This is a genomic window from Sphingomonas sp. LR55 (assembly GCF_036856015.1).
Lineage (GTDB): Bacteria > Pseudomonadota > Alphaproteobacteria > Sphingomonadales > Sphingomonadaceae > Sphingomonas.
Genome location: NZ_JASPFO010000001.1, coordinates 2,787,344 through 2,805,284, shown reverse-complemented (window position 1 = coordinate 2,805,284; position 17,941 = coordinate 2,787,344). Strand labels below are relative to the sequence as shown.

General features: G+C 65.3%; 19 protein-coding genes and 1 pseudogene. 9 read left to right on the top strand and 11 right to left on the bottom strand.

The window, feature by feature from the left end; translation table 11 throughout:
• The first annotated feature begins 246 nt into the window (after window positions 1–246).
• The 6 genes and pseudogenes from rpiB to QP181_RS13355 all read left to right on the top strand — a co-directional run bounded on the left by rpiB (window position 247) and on the right by QP181_RS13355 (window position 4,062).
• Window positions 247–681 (top strand): ribose 5-phosphate isomerase B, encoded by a 435-nt coding sequence (gene rpiB, locus QP181_RS13380; protein ID WP_332756118.1) that lies wholly within the window; start codon window positions 247–249, stop codon window positions 679–681.
• Window positions 678–1,988 (top strand): serine hydroxymethyltransferase, encoded by a 1,311-nt coding sequence (glyA, locus tag QP181_RS13375; protein WP_333928828.1) that lies wholly within the window; start codon window positions 678–680, stop codon window positions 1,986–1,988. The genes rpiB and glyA overlap by 4 nt, the downstream gene beginning before the upstream one ends.
• A gap of 3 nt (window positions 1,989–1,991) precedes the next feature.
• The gene (locus QP181_RS13370) at window positions 1,992–2,171 is read left to right on the top strand and encodes a hypothetical protein (protein ID WP_031394946.1); all 180 of its coding nucleotides are present in this window, start codon (window positions 1,992–1,994) and stop codon (window positions 2,169–2,171) included.
• Window positions 2,172–2,636 carry a transcriptional regulator NrdR gene (gene nrdR / locus QP181_RS13365; RefSeq protein ID WP_056487307.1) on the top strand — a complete coding sequence of 155 codons (465 nt, stop codon included), beginning with the start codon at window positions 2,172–2,174 and terminating at the stop codon, window positions 2,634–2,636.
• Window positions 2,637–2,829: 193 nt separating this feature from the next.
• A complete protein-coding gene (locus QP181_RS13360) occupies window positions 2,830–3,351 on the top strand; it encodes a GIY-YIG nuclease family protein (protein WP_333928826.1) in 522 nt (173 codons plus the stop codon).
• Between the two features lie 50 nt (window positions 3,352–3,401).
• Window positions 3,402–4,062: pseudogene (locus QP181_RS13355) on the top strand (RNA methyltransferase).
• Here the strand turns inward: QP181_RS13355 and QP181_RS13350 are convergent.
• A complete protein-coding gene (locus QP181_RS13350) occupies window positions 4,059–4,358 on the bottom strand; it encodes a chorismate mutase (protein WP_333928825.1) in 300 nt (99 codons plus the stop codon). The pseudogene QP181_RS13355 and the gene QP181_RS13350 overlap by 4 nt on opposite strands.
• A gap of 190 nt (window positions 4,359–4,548) precedes the next feature.
• Here QP181_RS13350 and rpsD point away from each other — a divergent pair, with 190 nt between their 5' ends.
• The 3 genes from rpsD (at window position 4,549) to QP181_RS13335 (ending at window position 7,906) form a co-directional block, all read left to right on the top strand.
• Window positions 4,549–5,163 (top strand): 30S ribosomal protein S4, encoded by a 615-nt coding sequence (rpsD, locus tag QP181_RS13345; RefSeq protein ID WP_056053294.1) that lies wholly within the window; start codon window positions 4,549–4,551, stop codon window positions 5,161–5,163.
• Window positions 5,164–5,293: 130 nt separating this feature from the next.
• Window positions 5,294–6,925: a M28 family peptidase gene (locus tag QP181_RS13340; protein WP_333928824.1), complete on the top strand. Its 1,632-nt coding sequence runs from the start codon at window positions 5,294–5,296 to the stop codon at window positions 6,923–6,925.
• On the top strand, window positions 6,926–7,906 hold the full coding sequence (locus tag QP181_RS13335) for an agmatine deiminase family protein (protein ID WP_333928823.1): 981 nt from the start codon (window positions 6,926–6,928) through the stop codon (window positions 7,904–7,906).
• 161 nt (window positions 7,907–8,067) lie between these two features.
• Here QP181_RS13335 and QP181_RS13330 read toward each other — a convergent pair whose 3' ends face one another.
• The 10 genes from QP181_RS13330 to coxB all read right to left on the bottom strand — a co-directional run bounded on the left by QP181_RS13330 (window position 8,068) and on the right by coxB (window position 17,634).
• The gene (locus QP181_RS13330) at window positions 8,068–8,937 is read right to left on the bottom strand and encodes a class I SAM-dependent methyltransferase (protein WP_333928822.1); all 870 of its coding nucleotides are present in this window, start codon (window positions 8,935–8,937) and stop codon (window positions 8,068–8,070) included.
• A complete protein-coding gene (thrC, locus tag QP181_RS13325; protein WP_333928821.1) occupies window positions 8,934–10,334 on the bottom strand; it encodes a threonine synthase in 1,401 nt (466 codons plus the stop codon). Before thrC ends, QP181_RS13330 begins: the two co-directional genes overlap by 4 nt.
• Before the next feature lie 225 nt (window positions 10,335–10,559).
• A complete protein-coding gene (locus QP181_RS13320; protein ID WP_333928820.1) occupies window positions 10,560–11,180 on the bottom strand; it encodes an SURF1 family cytochrome oxidase biogenesis protein in 621 nt (206 codons plus the stop codon).
• Entirely contained in the window at window positions 11,177–11,560 is a 384-nt protein-coding gene (locus QP181_RS13315; protein WP_333928819.1) for a DUF983 domain-containing protein, read from the bottom strand. The genes QP181_RS13320 and QP181_RS13315 overlap by 4 nt, the downstream gene beginning before the upstream one ends.
• A 243-nt stretch (window positions 11,561–11,803) precedes the next feature.
• Complete coding sequence (locus QP181_RS13310) at window positions 11,804–12,730, bottom strand: cytochrome c oxidase subunit 3 (protein ID WP_333928818.1); 927 nt, start codon at window positions 12,728–12,730, stop codon at window positions 11,804–11,806.
• A gap of 30 nt (window positions 12,731–12,760) precedes the next feature.
• Window positions 12,761–13,312 carry a cytochrome c oxidase assembly protein gene (locus QP181_RS13305; RefSeq protein WP_333928817.1) on the bottom strand — a complete coding sequence of 184 codons (552 nt, stop codon included), beginning with the start codon at window positions 13,310–13,312 and terminating at the stop codon, window positions 12,761–12,763.
• Window positions 13,312–13,455, bottom strand: a complete 144-nt coding sequence (locus QP181_RS13300; protein ID WP_333929695.1) for a cytochrome c oxidase system small membrane protein — start codon at window positions 13,453–13,455, stop codon at window positions 13,312–13,314. Before QP181_RS13300 ends, QP181_RS13305 begins: the two co-directional genes overlap by 1 nt.
• A gap of 2 nt (window positions 13,456–13,457) precedes the next feature.
• Window positions 13,458–14,357, bottom strand: a complete 900-nt coding sequence (locus QP181_RS13295; protein WP_333928816.1) for a heme o synthase — start codon at window positions 14,355–14,357, stop codon at window positions 13,458–13,460.
• Between the two features lie 438 nt (window positions 14,358–14,795).
• Window positions 14,796–16,457, bottom strand: a complete 1,662-nt coding sequence (gene ctaD, locus QP181_RS13290) for a cytochrome c oxidase subunit I (protein WP_333928815.1) — start codon at window positions 16,455–16,457, stop codon at window positions 14,796–14,798.
• A gap of 1 nt (window position 16,458) precedes the next feature.
• Complete coding sequence (coxB, locus tag QP181_RS13285; protein ID WP_333928814.1) at window positions 16,459–17,634, bottom strand: cytochrome c oxidase subunit II; 1,176 nt, start codon at window positions 17,632–17,634, stop codon at window positions 16,459–16,461.
• Between the last annotated feature and the right edge of the window lie 307 nt (window positions 17,635–17,941).

The following is a 17,941-nucleotide window of genomic DNA, read 5'->3' as shown; positions in this document are numbered from 1 at the left end:
TCTCCTTGAGGACGGGGGCGACAGTCAATCTTTCGATCCTCCCCCGCAAGGGGGAGGTGGCGCCGAAGGCGACGGAGGGGGAGGGCACGGAACAGATGTTGCGCTTACCTCCCCCTCCGTCTGGCAAGCGCCAGCCACCTCCCCTGGCGGGGGAGGATCGCTTAGACCTGCGAACAGGTGTGGCAAATTCCGGCTCGGGTGGGTAAGGGGCTGGGCACCCGATCTCCCGTCACAGGATTACGCCAGGTGCGCATCGCCATCGCGTCCGATCACGCCGCCGTTTCGTTGAAAGCGGTGCTCGCAACGTGGTTGCGGGAGATGGGGCATGATGTGCTCGACCTTGGCCCTGAAGGCACCGCCAGCGTCGATTATCCTGACTATGGTTTCAAGCTTGCGGCCGCGATCGCCGATGGTCGCGTCGAGCGCGGTATCGCGCTGTGCGGCTCGGGGATCGGCATCTCGATCGCCGCCAACCGCAATCCAGCCTGCCGCTGCGCGCTCGTCTCCGAACCGCTGTCGGCGAGCCTTGCGCGCGTGCATAACGACGCCAACGCCATCGCGATGGGCGCCCGCCTGATCGGCGAGGAAATGGCCAAGGCGTGCGTCGAAGCTTTCCTGTCCGCCGATTTCGCCGGCGGCCGTCATCAACTCCGTGTCGACAAGTTAAAGGTCCCCGCATGAGCACCCAGCCCCGCGAACTCCATGACGTCCAGCCGGACGGCTTTTTCACGCGTACTCTCACCGATGCGGACGCTGCCGTTTTCGCCGGCGTTGCTGCCGAACTCGAGCGCGAGCAGACGCAGATCGAGCTGATCGCGTCGGAGAACATCGTCTCGAAGGCGGTGCTCGAGGCGCAGGGTTCGGTGTTCACGAACAAGTACGCCGAGGGCTATCCGGGCAAGCGCTATTACCAGGGCTGCGCGCCGTCGGACACGGTCGAGACGCTGGCGATCGAGCGCGCCAAGCAGATCTTCGGCTGCGGGTTCGTCAACGTGCAGCCGCATTCCGGCGCGCAGGCGAACGGCGCGGTGATGCTGGCGCTGGTCAAGCCGGGTGATACGATCCTCGGCATGAGCCTCGATGCGGGCGGTCACCTGACGCATGGCGCCAAGCCGGCGATGTCGGGCAAGTGGTTCAACGCCATTCAGTACGGCGTCGACGCGACCACGCATTTGATCGACTACGATCAGGTCGAGGCGCTGGCGGTCGAGCATCAGCCGAAACTGATCATTGCGGGCGGCTCGGCCTATCCGCGCACGATCGACTTCGCGCGCTTCCGGGCGATCGCGGACAAGGTCGGCGCGTATTTCATGGTCGACATGGCGCATTTCGCCGGGATCGTCGCAGCCGGCCTGCACCCGACGCCGTTCGGCCACGCGCACGTCGTGACGACCACCACGCACAAGACTCTGCGCGGTCCGCGCGGCGGCATGATCATGACCAACGACGAGGCGCTGGCGAAGAAGTTCAACTCGGCGGTGTTCCCGGGGCTCCAGGGCGGGCCGCTGATGCACGTGATCGCGGCGAAGGCGGTCGCGTTCGGCGAGGCGCTCCAGCCCGATTTCAAGAGCTACATCGCGGCCGTCGTCGAGAACGCGAAGGTGCTGGCGGCAACGCTCAAGGAGCGTGGCTCGGACGTCGTCTCGGGCGGCACCGACACGCATCTCGCGCTGATCGACCTCACGCCGCTGGGCATCACCGGCCGCGATGCGGATGAGGCGCTGGAGCGCGCAGGCATCACCTGCAACAAGAACGGCATCCCCAATGATCCGCTGCCGCCGGTCAAGACCAGCGGCATCCGCGTCGGCTCGCCCGCGGGCACGACGCGTGGGTTCGGGCCGGCGGAGTTCCGCGAGATCGGCAACATGGTCGCCGACGTGCTGGACGGCCTCGCGAAAAAGGGCGAGCATGGGGACCCGGAAGTCGAGGCGGACGTTCGGACGCGTGTTCGTGCACTCTGCGCGCGCTTCCCGATCTATCAAGGATAAGACATGTCGAAGATCGATGACATCCAGAACGACATCAAGGCGACCCCCGGCCTCGGCAAGAGCATGGCCAAGTGGAGCGCACTCGGCGCAGTCGTGGCGATCCCGGTGCCGGTGATCGGCCCGATCTTCGGCGCACTCGCGGGCGCGGGCTACGCCTATTACAAGGGCAAGAAGAAGGTCTGAATGCGCTGCCCCTTCTGCGGACATGAAGACAGCCAGGTAAAGGACAGCCGCCCCACCGAAGACGGGGCGGCGATCCGACGTCGGCGCCAGTGCGAAGGGTGCGCCGCGCGTTTCACGACGTTCGAGCGCATCCAGTTGCGCGAGCTGTTCGTGTTGAAGAGCGAGGGGCGGAGAGAGCCGTTCGACCGGGAGAAGCTGCTCCGGTCGCTGTCGATCGCGACTCGGAAGCGGGCAATCGAGGCTGGGCGGATCGAGAAGCTGGTGAGCGGGATCCAGCGGCGGCTGGAGACGCTGGGCGAGAACGACGTCACGTCGAAGCGGATCGGCGAGATGGTGATGGACGGGCTCAAGGGGCTCGATTCGGTGGCGTATATCCGGTTTGCGAGTGTGTACCGGGATTTCAGCGAGGCGAAGGACTTCGAGGCTTTTGCCGGGAGTGTGGAGGAGGTCGGGCGAGCGGAGTGAGTTTGGCTTGTCCCAGCTTGTCCTCGTTCATCTCGTCGTCGTGCAGTCTCGTCGTCGTTCAGCCTTGCCCAGGCTAGTGTCCGCACCGCTGGCAGCATCGCAAACTTTACCTTATCGGCGGTTCCTCCACCCCTCCCGTTCGTCCTGAGTAGGGACTGAGCGCGGCGAAGGCCCGTATCGAAGGACAGGTTGCATGAGCTTTTACGCCTACATGCTCCGCTGTTTCGACGGCAGCTATTACATCGGCCACACCGACGCGCTCGAACGCCGGATCGCGCAACATCAGCACGGTGAGCTTCCCGGATATACGCACAACCGGCGCCTGGTCACGCTGATGTGGTCGCAGGATTTCCCGAGCCGGATCGAGGCGCTCGAGGCCGAGCGGCAGTTGAAAGGCTGGACGCGGGCGAAGAAGGAAGCGTTGGCGGCGGGCGATTGGGCCGCAGTGCGCTTACTCTCGCGCAAATCCTTCGATACGGGTCTTCGGCTTCGCTCAACCCCTACTCAGGACGAACGGGGTGGGGTGGGTGAGCGGGATGGTTTGTCCAAGCACGATGAATTGGCTGAGCCGGACGACTTTGGTGAGCATGGCAAGATTGGTGGATTTGGCGACGTGATTGACGAAAACATGACGAGTACGGGCGCGGTTAGCGACAGCTATGTGGTCTCGGATGGGGTGGGGGTGGTCGATGCTGCCACCCCACCCCCGTCATAATCCTCGTCCGCCCCCAACTCGGCGAAAACATCGGCAAGGCCGCGCGCGCCATGCTGAACTTCGGCCTCACCGAAATGCGCCTCGTCTCCCCGCGAGACGGCTGGCCCAACCCCTCCGCCGGCCCCGCCGCCAGCGGTGCCGACATCGTGCTCCAGAACGCGAAGGTCTACGACAGCGTCGCCGCCGCCACCGCCGATTGCGCGCAGGTGTTCGCCACCACGGTTCGCAAACGCGGCGTCACCAAGCCGGTCGTCACCCCCGAACAGGCGTCGGCAGATATCCACGCCGCCCCCGGCCGCTCCGCGATCCTGTTCGGACCCGAGCGCTCCGGCCTCGAAACCGACGACGTCGCGGTGGCGCGGACGATTATCACGGTGCCGATCAATCCGGAGTTCGGCTCGCTGAACCTCGCCCAGGCGGTGATCCTCGTGGCCTATGAATGGTCGAAAGGCCTCACCGCCGACCGCGAGCTGTCGCAGCCGTCGATCAACCCGATCATGCCGCCTCGCCCCGCAGGAGGAGCTCGACGGGATGATCGGGCAGCTCGATGCGATGCTGATGGGGGCGGGGTTCTTCCACCTGCCCGACAAGATGCAGTCGACGCGGCGGACTCTGCGGACGTTGCTGACGAAGCCGGGCTGGTCGAGCCAGGAGATCCGAACTCTCCGCGGCGTGCTGTCGTCGCTGGCGGGGAAGCGGCCGCGAGCCTAGCGCCGGTCGAAGGCGGCGAGTTCGTAGGCGATCGAGGCTTCAACCAGGCGTTCCCACAAATCCGCGACCACGGCCTCCGGCACGCCCAGTCTCACCGCCTCGGCCCGCGCATTGTCGATCACCTGTGTCTTCCGATCCTCGTCGCGGACGTGCCCACGCTCCGGCTTGATGCGTGCGGCGGCGTCCATGTACGCGAACCGCCTGGCGAGCAGCGCGACCAAGTCGCGGTCGAGCGCGTCGACGCCTGCGCGGACGTCGGTCATGGTGGTGCAATCTGGGCCGGGGAGAATGGTCATGCGCCGTCTCTTGCCGAGCCCCATCCGGCCTGTCCAGCTTGACTCTGGACCGCCCCCGTCTAGGCGCCCGCCTTCGCAATGGCCCTGCACCCCGGTGAAGCGGTGGCCCTGCCCTGTCTGGACATCCGTCTCGTACAGCCAGCAGAGCGATACCGGGAACAACGTTGTTAGCATTTGCCAAGGACTTACTATGTCGAAGCGTCAAAGCGCGAAGTACAAACTCGATCGCCGTATGGGCGAGAACATCTGGGGTCGTCCCAAGTCGCCGGTCAACAAGCGCGAATACGGTCCAGGCCAGCACGGCCAGCGCCGCAAGGGCAAGGTCAGCGATTTCGGTATCCAGCTGCGCGCCAAGCAGAAGCTCAAGGGCTATTACGGCGACGTGACCGAGAAGCAGTTCCGTGCGTGCTACCACGAGGCTGCGCGTCTGAAGGGCGATACCTCGCAGAACCTGATCGGCTTGCTCGAGCAGCGCCTCGACATGATCGTCTACCGCGCCAAGTTCGCACCGACGATCTTCGCGGCACGCCAGATCGTCTCGCACGGCCACATCCGCGTCAACGGCGTGAAGTGCAACATCGCCTCGCGTCGCTGCTTCGTCGGCGACGAGATCACGCTGGGTTCGAAGGCGCAGGAAATGGCGCTGGTTATGGAAGCGCAGAGCCTCGCCGAGCGCGAGATCCCCGATTACGTCGCCACCGACGGCGCCGCCAAGGTCACCTTCACGCGCGTCCCGACGCTCGACGAAGTGCCTTACCCGGTGAAGATGGAACCAAATCTGGTCGTCGAGTTCTACTCGCGCTGATCTGTCGGTACGATCGATACGAGGAAAAGGGCGGTCCTGCGGGGCCGCCCTTTTTCGTTGCCCCTTGTCGCTTCGTGGACATGCGCGCCGGGCTTTGCCAGAACGCGCGCAACCAAATGGGGAAATGACCATGCGCGCTGCCATCCTGCCTCTCCTGCTGCTCGGGACCGCCGCGTCCGCGCAGACCACGCCTGCGATCTCGGTCGAGACGTTGAAGACCGTCACGCAGGTGCTGTCGTCGGACGCGTATGAAGGCCGCGCGCCGACTACGCCTGCGGAGGCTAAGACGGTCGCGTACATCGTCGAGCGGATGAAGGCGGCGGGGTTGAAGCCCGGCAATAAGGGATCATGGACGCAGGACGTGCCGATGGTGGAGATCACCGCGGGCAACGTCGCACCGTTCAGCTTCACCGGCGGCAAGACACCCATCAGCCTCGCCTATCGCACCGACATGGTCGCAGGCACCTACCGCGTGGCGCCAAAGTCTGCGGTGGCGAACAGTGACGTGGTATTCGTCGGCTACGGCATCACCGCGCCCGAAAAGGGCTGGGACGATTATGCGGGCACCGACGTGAAGGGGAAGACCGTGGTCATCCTCATCAACGATGCCGACTGGCAGACGATGTCGCGCGAGGGGCCTTTCGAGGGGCGCGCGATGACGTGGTACGGGCGCTGGCCGTACAAGTTCGAGAATGCTGCCAAGCACGGCGCGGCGGCGGCGATCATCGTCCACGATACCGAGCCGGCCGCGTATCCGTGGGCGGTGGTGCAGTCGTCCTGGACCGGGCCGCAGCTCGAGCTGGACGAGAAGGGCGATCATCTCGACCAGTCGCAGATCGTCGGCTGGATACAGCGCGCGGCGGCCGAGCGCGTGTTCGCGAGTGCGGGGAAGGACTACGCTACGCTGGCGGCGGCGGCGAAGGTTAAGGGGTTCAAGGCGGTACCGCTCGGGCTGAAATTCGGCGGCGGGTTCGACAACACGATTAAGCGGCAGGCGTCTAAGAACGTCATCGGCGTGCTGCCGGGGACGGCGGCGCCGAACGATTATGTGATGTATTCGGCGCACTGGGATCATCTCGGGCGTTGCGACGCGGTCGATGGCGACGACATCTGCAACGGCGCGGCGGACAATGCGAGCGGTGTCGCAGGGCTGGTGGCGCTGGCCGAGGCTCAGGTGAAGGCGGGGCCGGCCAAGCGCTCGATCGCATTCCTAGCTGTGACGGCGGAAGAGTCCGGGCTGCTCGGGTCGCGCTATTATGCCGAGCATCCGATCTATCCGCTCGCGCATACCGTCGGCGGCGTGAACATGGACGTGCTCAACGTCGACGGGCGGGCGAAGGACTTCGTGCTGACCGGCGCGGGGAAATCGGAGATCGAGGATCTGGTGAAGCCGTTCGTTGCTGCCGAGGGCCGTGTGATCGGTGTCGAGGCTAACCCGGAGCGCGGCGGCTATTACCGGTCGGATCACTTTAGTTTCGCCAAGCTGGGCGTGCCGATGCTTGATGGCGGCAGCGGCGAGGACCTTGTCGTTGGCGGTACGGCGGCGGGGCATGCGGCGCGCGAGGATTATGTCGCGCACCGGTATCACAAGCCCGCGGACGAATATGATGCGAAGTGGGACTGGTCGGGTGCGGTCGAGGATTTGACGATCTATTACGGGCTCGGGCGCAAGCTCGCAGACGATACCAGTCTGTGGCCGAACTGGTATAAGACCGCCGAATTCCGCGGCATCCGTGACCGCGATCGCGCAGGAGCCAAGTAAGTGACCCCGACGACTACCGCAGTCTCTACCCCCGCCGAATGGGCGCACCACAAGGCCGTCTGGATCGGCTTTCCGAGCCATGCGGACCTGTGGTTGGAGGATCTGGAGCCCGCGCGGGACGAGGTCGTCGCGTTTGCCAAGGCGGTGCACGCCGGCGGCAAGGGCGAGACGGTGATCCTGGTCGCCGCCGATGTCGGGTCGGCGACCACCGCCAAGAAGCTGGCGCCGTTCGCGGACGTGGTGGTCGAGCCGTTCGGCGATATCTGGCTGCGCGATACCGCGCCGATCATCGTCGGCGACGGCAGCGCGCGGGACTTCCGGTTCAACGGCTGGGGCGGGAAGTACGACCTGCCGGGCGACGACACGATCGGGCAGCGGCTGGCGGAAAATCGGAACACGCGGGTCGAGGCGTGCGACTGGGTCCTCGAGGGCGGTGCGATCGATGGCGACGGCACCGGGACGGTCGTCACGACGCAGCAGTGCCTGCTCAACCGCAACCGCAATCCGTCGCTGACCAAGGCGGAGATCGAGGCGCGGCTGGCGTCCGATCTCGGCTATACCCGCGTGGTGTGGCTGGGCGACGGACTGGTCAACGATCATACCGATGGCCATGTCGACAACCTCGCGCGGTTCGTCGGCGAGGGACGCGTGGCGATCCCCAAGGCGACCGACAACGATCCGAACTGGCAGGTGTACCAGAACGCGGCGCGCGACGCCGAGGCTGCCGGGCTGGAGGTCGTGACGATCCCGTCGCCGGGCCGCGTGCTGCGCGACGAGGAGGTCGTGCCGGCGAGCTACATGAACTTCTACATCGGCAATGCCGCGGTGGTGGTGCCATTGTACGGCGCTGAGAACGACCAGGCGGCGGTGGTGGCGATCCAGGCGCTGTTCCCGGATCGCGAAGTGGTCGGGCAACGTGCGGATCATATCCTGACGGGTGGCGGGAGCTTTCACTGCATCTCGCAGCAGATTCCGGGGTAATTCCGCCGATTGTGACGGGCGATAACCTCTGAACTAACCACCACCCCGGCGGAGGCCGGGGTCCAATTGGGGGACGTAGCCAACGAAGGATTGCCCTTCGTTACTCCAACCTTTCCGATTGGGCCCCGGCCTTCGCCGGGGTGGTAGCCAAGAGGCCTAGTTCAGCAGCTCCAGCGGGCCCAAATTGCTGTGGGGAGTGTCAGGCCGCGCGCTTCTTCGCGGACGCCGAGTTCGCCGACTTCGACTTTGCCCGGCAGGTCCGCGAAGACCTGGTTCAGCAACTCGCCGATCGCCAGCGCCGACATCCGGACCGCGTAGACCGTCAGGAACAGGAACCGCGAATTCTCGTCGAGCAGCTTCCGGCAATCGGCGATCAGCTTCGGAAGGTCCTCTTCAAGCCGCCAGACTTCGCCCTCCGGCCCACGCCCATATTTCGGCGGGTCGAGCAGGATTCCATCATACCGCCGCCCCCGCCGCACCTCACGCGCGACGAACTTCGCCGCGTCGTCGGTCATCCAGCGGATCGGCGCGTCGGCCATGCCCGACAGTTTCGCGTTGGCCTTGGCCGCCTCGACCGACTTCTTCGACGCATCGACGTGCACCATGCGGACGCCCTTGGTCGCCATCGCCAGCGTGCCGACGCCGGTATAGCCGAACAGGTTCATGCATTCAGGCGAGTCGAGCCCCGCGACGCGCTCGCGCATCCAACTCCACACCGGCGCCATGTCGGGGAAGAAACCGAGGTGGCGGAACGGGGTGGTCTGCGCGGTGTACGAGACCTCGTTCCACTTTAGCGTCCAGCCTTCGCGTGGGACGGGCTCCGAAAACTCCCAGCGACCGCCGCCGTCCTCGTCCGAGCCGGGGACGAATTCGCCCTGCGCCTGCCAGTCGGTCGAGGCGGGGGCCCACATCGCCTGCGGCTCGGGCCGGATGAAGCGGAATCGGCCATAGCGTTCGAGCTTCTTGCCGTGACCGGAGTCGATCAGGCCGTAATCCGCCCAGGGTTCGCCGATGAGGGTATGCAGCTTCATGCCGACGGCTTCGCGCGCTCGGTGATGTAGGCGGTGATCGCGTCGAACGTCGCGGGCAGCGTGGCGTAGCGTTCCTCGCGGTCGAACAGGTCGCCGACGCGGGTTGGCAGCGAAGGGCGGACGCCGGTGGCACGCTCGACCGCGTCGCCGAACTTGGCGGGGTGCGCGGTGGCGAGTGTGACGATCGGTACGCCGGCGGGGACTTCGGTGCGCAGCGCGGCGGCGAGGCCGATCGCGGTGTGCGGGTCGATCACTTGCCCCGCATGCTCGTGTGCCCAGCGCATCGCCAGCGTCATGTCGTCGAGGTCGATGCGCTCGCTCTGGAAGAGGGCCGATGCGCCCTGCGACTGTGCGTTGGTCAGGCGCATGGCTCCTGACGATTCGAAGCCTGCCATCTGCGCGGCCAGCGCGGCACCGTCACGATCGCCGAGATCGAACAACAGGCGTTCGAAGTTCGAGCTGACCTGGATGTCCATCGAAGGCGTCGGGGTCTGCTGGACGCCGCCTTTCGAGTAATCGCCGGTGCTGAGCGCGCGGTGGAGGATGTCGTTGACGTTGGTCGCGACCACCAGCTTGGCCACCGGCAGCCCCATCTTCGCCGCGACGTACCCTGCGAACACGTCGCCGAAATTGCCGGTCGGGACCGCGAACGCGACCTCGCAATCAGGCGCGCCGAGGCGGACGGCGGCATAGAAGAAATACACCACCTGCGCCATCAGCCGGGCCCAGTTGATCGAATTGACCGCGGACAGCGCGAACTTGGTCGAGAAGGCGCGATCGTTGAACATCGCCTTCACGAGCGCCTGCGCATCGTCGAAGCTGCCTTCGATGGCGATGTTGTAGACGTTGGGGCTGAGCACCGTGGTCATCTGGCGGCGCTGGACATCGGAGATGCGGCCGACCGGGTGGAGCATGAAGATGTCGATCCCCTCGCGTCCCGCGACCGCGTCGATCGCCGCCGAGCCGGTGTCGCCGCTGGTCGCGCCGACGATCGTCAGGCGCTTGTCCGTGCCGGCGAGGAAGCGTTCGAAGAACAGCCCGAGCAGCTGGAGCGCGACGTCCTTGAACGCGAGCGTCGGGCCGTGGAAGAGTTCGAGCAGCCACTGGTCGTGGTCGAGCTGGACCAGCGGGACGACCGCGGCGTGCGAGAACCGGCCATAGGCCTGTTCGCAGAGTGCCTTCAGTTCCTCGCGTGTCATCGCGTCGCCGACGAACGGGGCCATCACCGCGACCGCCGTGTCGACATAGGACAGCCCGGCGAGCGCGGCGATCTCGTCGCGGATCATCGTCGGCCACGCGTCGGGGAGGTAGAGGCCGCCATCGGAGGCGAGACCGGCGAGCGTCGCCGCTTCGAAATCGAGGATCGGCGCCGAGCCGCGGGTGCTGATGTAACGCATGGCCAAGCCGGTTAGCGAATGGGGGGAGGCGACAAGCTTTCGGGCGAGTACGGTGGGCGATCCCGTCGGTTCCCAGTCCCGAGTCCCTTACCTCAGCGGCAGTCCGTTGCCCCTAGCCCCATTCCGTCACCCCAGCAAAAGCTGGGGTATCTCACGAGGCAGATGACGCGTGCCACACGGGGATATCCCAGCTTTCGCTGGGATGACGGTGGTTGGTTTGCCGCGTTATCGTACGTCTAGTCCCGTTCGTGACCTGCGGCGCAGCGCGATGGTGTAGATGATCGCGGCGATGGCGGCGAAGAAGAACCACTGGCCTGCATAGGCGAGGTGGTTGTTCGGGACCGACGCGATGTCGGGCTTGCCGTTGGGGCTGAGGCCGGCCTGCGGGGTGTCGGCGACCAGCATCAGGCGTTGCGGGGTGTGATCGAACAGTGATCCGATCAGCGAACGGCCGTCGGGTGCGTGGCTGATAAAGCCGGAGACTTCGCCGCCAGCCCAGGCGATCTTCGCCATCGGGTCGCGAGTGGTGCCGAGCTGGACGATCATGCCAGGGCCTTCCGCGCCGGTCCGGCACTCGGCGATCGCGCGGAAGCCGGATTTGCCGGCGCCGGCAAGTTTGATCTCGGGCGGCTGGAGGCAGAGGCCGGAGGCGCGGCGGAAGAGGAGCGTCTCGTCGGGGAAGCGCGGGAAGGCCATGGGCGGCTTGGCAGGGTTGGCGGCGAGCTGGGCGAGGAACGCTTCCTTTTTCGGGAGGCGGTCGAGGAGTTGCCACAGGCCGAGGCCGATCATCGCCGCAATTGCGAGCGTGACGAGGATGGTGGGGATGATCGGGATGCGTCTCGTCACGGGTCGATTCGGCCTTCGCGGGCTGCGTTGCGGTATTCGGCGGACATGAGGGCGCCCTTTGCCGCTCTTAGGGACAACACGACTCCGCCGGCGGTAAAGGGGATCCAGATCAGCATGTGCAGCCAGAGCGGAGGGTGGACCTTGAGTTCGAGCATGATTGCGAGGGCCACGACGACGGCGCCGAGAATCAGCGTCAGGAACGCGGCGGGGCCGTCGCCGACGTTGAACTTGCTGAAGTCGAGCCCGCAATTCGGGCAGCGGTCGGCGAAGTTGGACCATTTCGCGAAGAGCGTGGGCTTGCCGCAGCGAGGGCACAAGCCTTTGAGCGCGACCTGGGCGATCGTGGGGGCGTTGGCGAGCGGGTATGGGTCTTCGGTCATGCGGTCAGCGCTCCACCTCTTTGTTTCCCCGCGAAGGCGGGAACCCAGACTGGGCTCCCGCCTTCGCGGGAGAACAAGGGGCGGCGGGATCGTTGGCTTGCGGCAGTGCGATACCGGCAAAACCCACCACCCCGGCGGAGGCCGGGGCCCAATTGGGGGACGTTGCCAACGGAGGACCGCGCTTCGTTACCGCAACCTCACCAATTGGGCCCCGGCCTTCGCCGGGGTGGTAAGTAGTAACCCTCAACCGCCGTGGACGGGGGCGCCCCAGCCGCCCCAGACGTAGACGGTGACGAACAGGAACAGCCACACAACGTCGACGAAATGCCAATACCAGGCCGCCGCTTCGAAGCCGAAATGCTGCTTCGGCGTAAAGTCGCCGCGGTACGCGCGGACCAGGCAGACGATCAGGAAGATCGTGCCGATCAGCACGTGGAAGCCGTGGAAGCCGGTCGCCATGAAGAACGACGCGCCGTAGTTGATGCCCTTGAACGGGAACGGCGCGTGGACGTATTCATACGCCTGGATCGAGCTGAACAGCGCGCCGAGGATCACTGTCAGCCACAGGCCCTTCAGCACACCGTCGCGGTTGCCGACGCCGATCAGGCCCCATAGCCCGGTCTTCTCGCCGCCGCGCTGGTTGTGGATCAACGCATGATGCGCCCACGTCACCGTGGTGCCCGACGTCAGCAGGATCAGCGTGTTGAGCAGCGGCAGTTCGAACGGGTTGATGACCGTCAGGCCCTTGGGCGGCCACTGCGCGACGATCGCCGCGCCGCCTTCGACCGCGCGCGTGACGGTGCCGTCGGCAAACGTCATCGCGGTCGGGAACAGCGAGAAGTCGAAGAACGCCCAGAACCAGCCGACGAAGAACATCACTTCGGAGGCGATGAACAGGATCATGCCGTAGCGGAAATGGAGCTGGACGACCGGCGTGTGATCGCCCGCATGCGCTTCCTTGATGACCTGCGCCCACCAGCTGTAGAAGGTGAAGAGCAGCCCGGTCAGGCCGATGAAGAAGATCCAGCCGCCGCCGTTCGGCTTGTCGATATGGCCGCCGTGCATCCACATGATGCCGCCGACCGCCATGATCAGCGCCGAGAACGATCCGACCAGCGGCCAGATGCTCGGCGGCAGGATGTGGTAATCATGGTTCTTGGCGCCGGCCATCGGTACTCCCCTATTTTCTTTGAAACCGTTCTAGCTGGCTGTTTTCGCAGAATCCACCGGGTAAAACGTATAGCTGAGCGTGATCGTCTGGATATCGGCGGCGTCGGGATCGGTGAGGATCTTCGGATCGACGAAGAAGATCACCGGCATCCGAGCGGTCTCGCCGGGTTTCAGCGTCTGCTGGGTGAAGCAGAAACACTGGATCTTGGTGAAATACTTGCCGGCCTGCGCGGGCTGGACATTGAACGTCGCGGTGCCGGTAAGCGGCTTGTTCGACGTGTTCGTGGCGGTGAAGAACGCCATGTCGCGCGCGCCGACGTCGATCGTGTCCGAACGATTCTCGGGCATGAACTTCCACGGCAGCTTGGGGCTGACGTTGGTATCGAAATCGACGGTGATCTTGTGGTCTACCGCACCAGGCGCTGCGAGCCCGCGGTTGGTGGTGCCATTGAGCCCGGTCGCGGCGCAGAACAGGCGGTAGAGCGGCACGCTGGCCCAGGCGAGGCCGGTCATGAAGCAGATGAAGAGCACCGCGAGCGCCGCAGTACGATTGGTGCGCGACATGGCCTTCCAGCCAGCCATCAGTGCGGCATCCCCGCGCGGATCTTGGCGATCGAGATCGCGAAGACGAGGATTACGAATGCGCCCAGGAGGATGGCCATCACGCGCGCTCGACCGCGCTGGCGGCTGCGGATGAGATCTTCCTCGCGGATGGGATCCGGCATGCTCATGCGAACCACCGGTCGACGACCAGCGCGCCGAACATCACGAACAGATACAGGATCGAGTATTTGAACAAGGCCTTCTCCGGCTTCATCAGGTCGTCGGCATGCGTGGTGCGCTTGGCGACGCGGACGGCGAGCAGCGCGAACCAGCCGGTCAGCAGGACCGCGGCGATGCCGTAGATCGGCCCCGTCAGCCCGAGCGGCCAGGGCAGGATCGCGACCGCCGCCATCGGGATCGTGTAAAGCCCGATCTGCGTCCGCGTGGTGCGTTCGCCCGACACGACGGGGAGCATCGGCACGCCAGCGGCGGCGTAATCGCTCTTCATGAACAGCGCGAGCGCCCAGAAATGCGGCGGCGTCCAGAGGAATACGAACAGGAACAGCAGGACGGGGAGCAACGCGACATCACCGGTCGCCGCGGCCCAGCCGATCAGCGGCGGGAACGCGCCCGCGGCACCACCTATGACGATGTTCTGCGGCGTACGGCGCTTGAGCCAGACGGTGTAGATCAGCACGTAGAACAGGATCGAGACGGTCAGGATCGCAGCGGCGACCGCGTTGACCGCGAACCCCATGAACAGGACCGAGAATGCGCCTAAGCCGACGCCGAAATGGAGCGCTGCCTGGCGTTCCATGCGGCCATCGGGGAGCGGGCGCTTCTGCGTGCGGCGCATGACCGCGTCGATGTCCGACTCGTACCATTGGTTGAGCGCTCCCGCCGCGCCCGCGCCTAGCGCGATGCAGAGGATCGCGGTGAAGCCGATCACTGGATGCACGCCAACGGGCGCGGCCAGCATACCGCAGAGCCCGGTGAAGACGACGAGCGTCATCACGCGCGGCTTGGTCAGCGCCAGGAAATCGCGCCAATGCGCCGGTGGCAGGAGGGGAGTTGCGGGAGTCATGGTTCGGGTACGCTATACGCGTTGAAAGGCTTGGGGGAAAGCGGCGTGGCTTGGTGGCGCACGCCTGATCTTCGTCACATGGTTGTCAGGCTCTGCGCTCTACCACCGTCACCCGAGCGAAAGCTGGGGTCTCCCGCGTCTGTCGTGACAGGAGTCTCAGGATGATACCCCAGCTTTCGCTGGGTGACGGGGTCGAGGGGTGCTGTTTCGCTGGTTCGTTAGCGGGACTCAGCCGGATGGGCGCCCCGCGATCCGACGTGGCGCGGCGGGGGAGCGTTCTCGTGTCGACGCCAGCGGTGCTGCCTTATCCAAAAAACGCCCCGGGTTTCCCCGAGGAGTTCTTTTGCTTGGCTGGCCCCGACACGGGAGCGAGTCCCGTGTCGTCGGACGCGGCGTTGCCGCGCCGGCCGGGCGGGGGCCTGATGGCCCTGTTCCGCCTTAATCGATCCGCGGCAGCGTCTCGAACTGGTGGTACGGTGGTGGCGAGGAGATCGTCCACTCCAGCGTCGTCGCACCATCGCCCCAGGGGTTGTCGCCCGCTGGCTTGCCCGCGACCAGCGACCAGATCAGGTTGACGAAGAACACCACCATGCCCGCGGCCATGATCATGTAGCCGACCGAGGCGACCGTGTTCCAATGCTCGTACTGCGGCGTGTAGTCCGGGATGCGGCGCGGCATGCCCTGAAGGCCCAGGAAGTGCATCGGAAAGAACATCACGTTCACGCCGACGAAGAACACCCAGAAGTGCAGCTGGCCGAGGAACTCGTTGTACATCTTGCCGGTCATCTTCGGGAACCAGTAGTAGAACCCGGCGAACAGCGAGAAGACCGCACCCAGCGACAGCACGTAGTGGAAATGCGCCACCACATAGTAGGTGTCCTGCATGTAGTCGTCGATGCCGCCATTCGCGAGCACGACGCCGGTCACGCCGCCGACGGTGAACATGAAGATGAACCCGATCGACCACACCATCGGTGTCTTGAAGGTGAGCGAGCCGCCCCACATCGTCGCGATCCACGAGAAGATCTTGATGCCGGTCGGCACCGCGATGACCATCGTCGCCGCGGTAAAGTACATCTTGGTGTTCACGCTGAGGCCGGTGGTGAACATGTGATGCGCCCACACGACGAACCCGACCACGCCGATCGCGACCATCGCATACGCCATGCCGAGATAGCCGAAGACCGGCTTGCGGCTGAACGTCGAGATGATCTGGCTGACGATGCCGAAGCCCGGCAGGATCATGATGTAGACTTCGGGATGACCGAAGAACCAGAACAGATGCTGATACAGGACGGGATCGCCGCCGCCGGCCGGATCGAAGAAGGTCGTGCCGAAGTTACGATCGGTCAGCAGCATCGTGATCGCAGCGGCGAGTACCGGCAGCGCGAGCAGCAGCAGGAACGCGGTGACGAGCATCGACCACACGAAGAGCGGCATCTTGTGCAGCGTCATGCCCGGCGCGCGCATGTTGAAGATCGTCGTGATGAAGTTGATCGCGCCGAGGATCGACGATGCACCCGCGAGATGGAGCGCGAGGATCGCCATGTCGGTCGACGGTCCGGGCTCGCCGTAGGTCGAGAGCGGCGCGTAGAGCGTCCAGCCGTTACCCGCGCCACCGAAGAACGGCGAGGCCAGCAGCAGCGTGAAGGCGGGGATCAGCAGCCAGAACGACACGTTGTTCATCCGCGGGAACGCCATGTCCGGCGCACCGATCATGATCGGCACGAACCAGTTGCCGAAGCCACCGACCATCGCCGGCATGACCATGAAGAACACCATGATCAGGCCATGCGCGGTGATCAGCACGTTCCAGAGATGGAGCGATTCGTCGAGGCTGGCGGGGCCGCCGTGGAGCATGCTCGCCCAGCCCTGCAGATACTGGATGCCGGGATGCGCGAGCTCGGCGCGCATGAGCCCCGAGACCGAGCCGCCGATGATCCCCGCGACGATTGCGAAGATCAGGTACAGCGTGCCGATGTCCTTGTGGTTGGTCGACATGAACCAACGCGCGAAGAAACCCGGCTTGTGATCGGTATCATGATGGTCGTGCGCTTCGTGGGACACGAAGGCCGACGGGGTGAGAGCGGTGTCGGTCATCTTACTGTCCCGCGTTGCCGGCGCCGGCCGGATTTGAGGTGGCGCCCTGCGTCGTCGCAGGGGCTGCGGTGGTCACATTTTCCACGGGGCCGGTGGCGTTGGCGGTTTCCGCGGCCTCCTCGACCTTCGCCGCGGAGCCGTCGGCGCCGGGCTGCGGAATGACCTTGTCGGACGCCTTGCCGGGGGTCGGCATCGTGCCGCCCTTGGCCTTGACCCATGCCGCGTATTCGGCGGGCGGAACCGCCTCGACCGCGATCGGCATATAGCCGTGGCGCGCGCCGCAAAGCTCCGAGCACTGGCCGAAGTACAGGCCGGGCTTTTCGATCGTGAAGCTGGTCTCGTTCAGGCGACCGGGGATGGCGTCGAGCTTGATCCAGAACGCCGGGACGGCCCAGCTGTGGATCACGTCGTTCGAGGTCGTGATCAGGCGGATCGGCACGCCGACCGGGAGGACGATGCGGTTGTCGGTGGCGAGCAGCTTGGGGCCGTCGGCATCGGTCCGCGGACGCTCGCCGGCGGCGACGTCAGCCTTTTCCTTCAGCATGTTGGCGGTGATCTCGAAGCCGCCATTGTCCGGATACTGGTAGGTCCAATACCATTGGTTGCCGATCGCCTTCAGCGTTACGGCACCGGATGGCGCCGGCTTGAACTGGGCTTGCAGCAGGCCAATCGAGGGAACTGCGATCAGGACGAGGATCACGACCGGCGCGAGCGTCCAGATGATCTCGATGAAGGTGTTGTGGCTGGTCTTCGATGCGACCGGGTTGCGCGCCTTGCGGTAACGGAACGAGACCCAGAACAGCAGCGCGAGGACGAACAGCGAGATGATCGTGATCGTCGGCACCAGGATCGAATTGTGCATCCAGTGCGCGAACTGGCCGTTCTTGGTGACCTGCGGCTGGAGCCCGAACAGGCCGTCGGTAGGCTGGCCGATCATCGGCTTGACCGTCATCGCGGGGGCGCCGTCCATCGCCAGCTCGGGGCTGGATGGGTTGGCGGTCGGGGTCGCGGCTGCCGTGGTCGGCGCGGTGTTCGACACGCCACCCGGCGCCGCAGCGGCCTGCGGTGTTGGCGTTGCCGTAGCTGCTGGCTGGGCCGCATGCCCGGCGACACCACCGAGACTCGCCAGTGCGAGCCCCGCTGCTATCGCAAATCCTCTCATCCCCATCTTGCGCATCGTTATTCTTGACCCCGGTTTATAGCGAACCCGAATTCACGGACGCGCGGATGTCTGCTTATCATTTGGGAAGAGCTATACCCAGCGGGGGGCTCGCCTCAAGCATTGTCTGGTATGGGCCCTTCAGGCGCCCGTACTAACCGCCCGTCATCCTGACGAAAGTCAGGATCCAGAGTAACAACTGTCGACCCGCGTGGCTCTGGATCCTGACTTTCGTCAGGATGACGGGGTAGGTGACGTGTGATGCCTGAAGCGCCGGTTCTCGTTGCACGCGGTTTCGCGCGCTCGTATCAGCGCGGCAGACTAT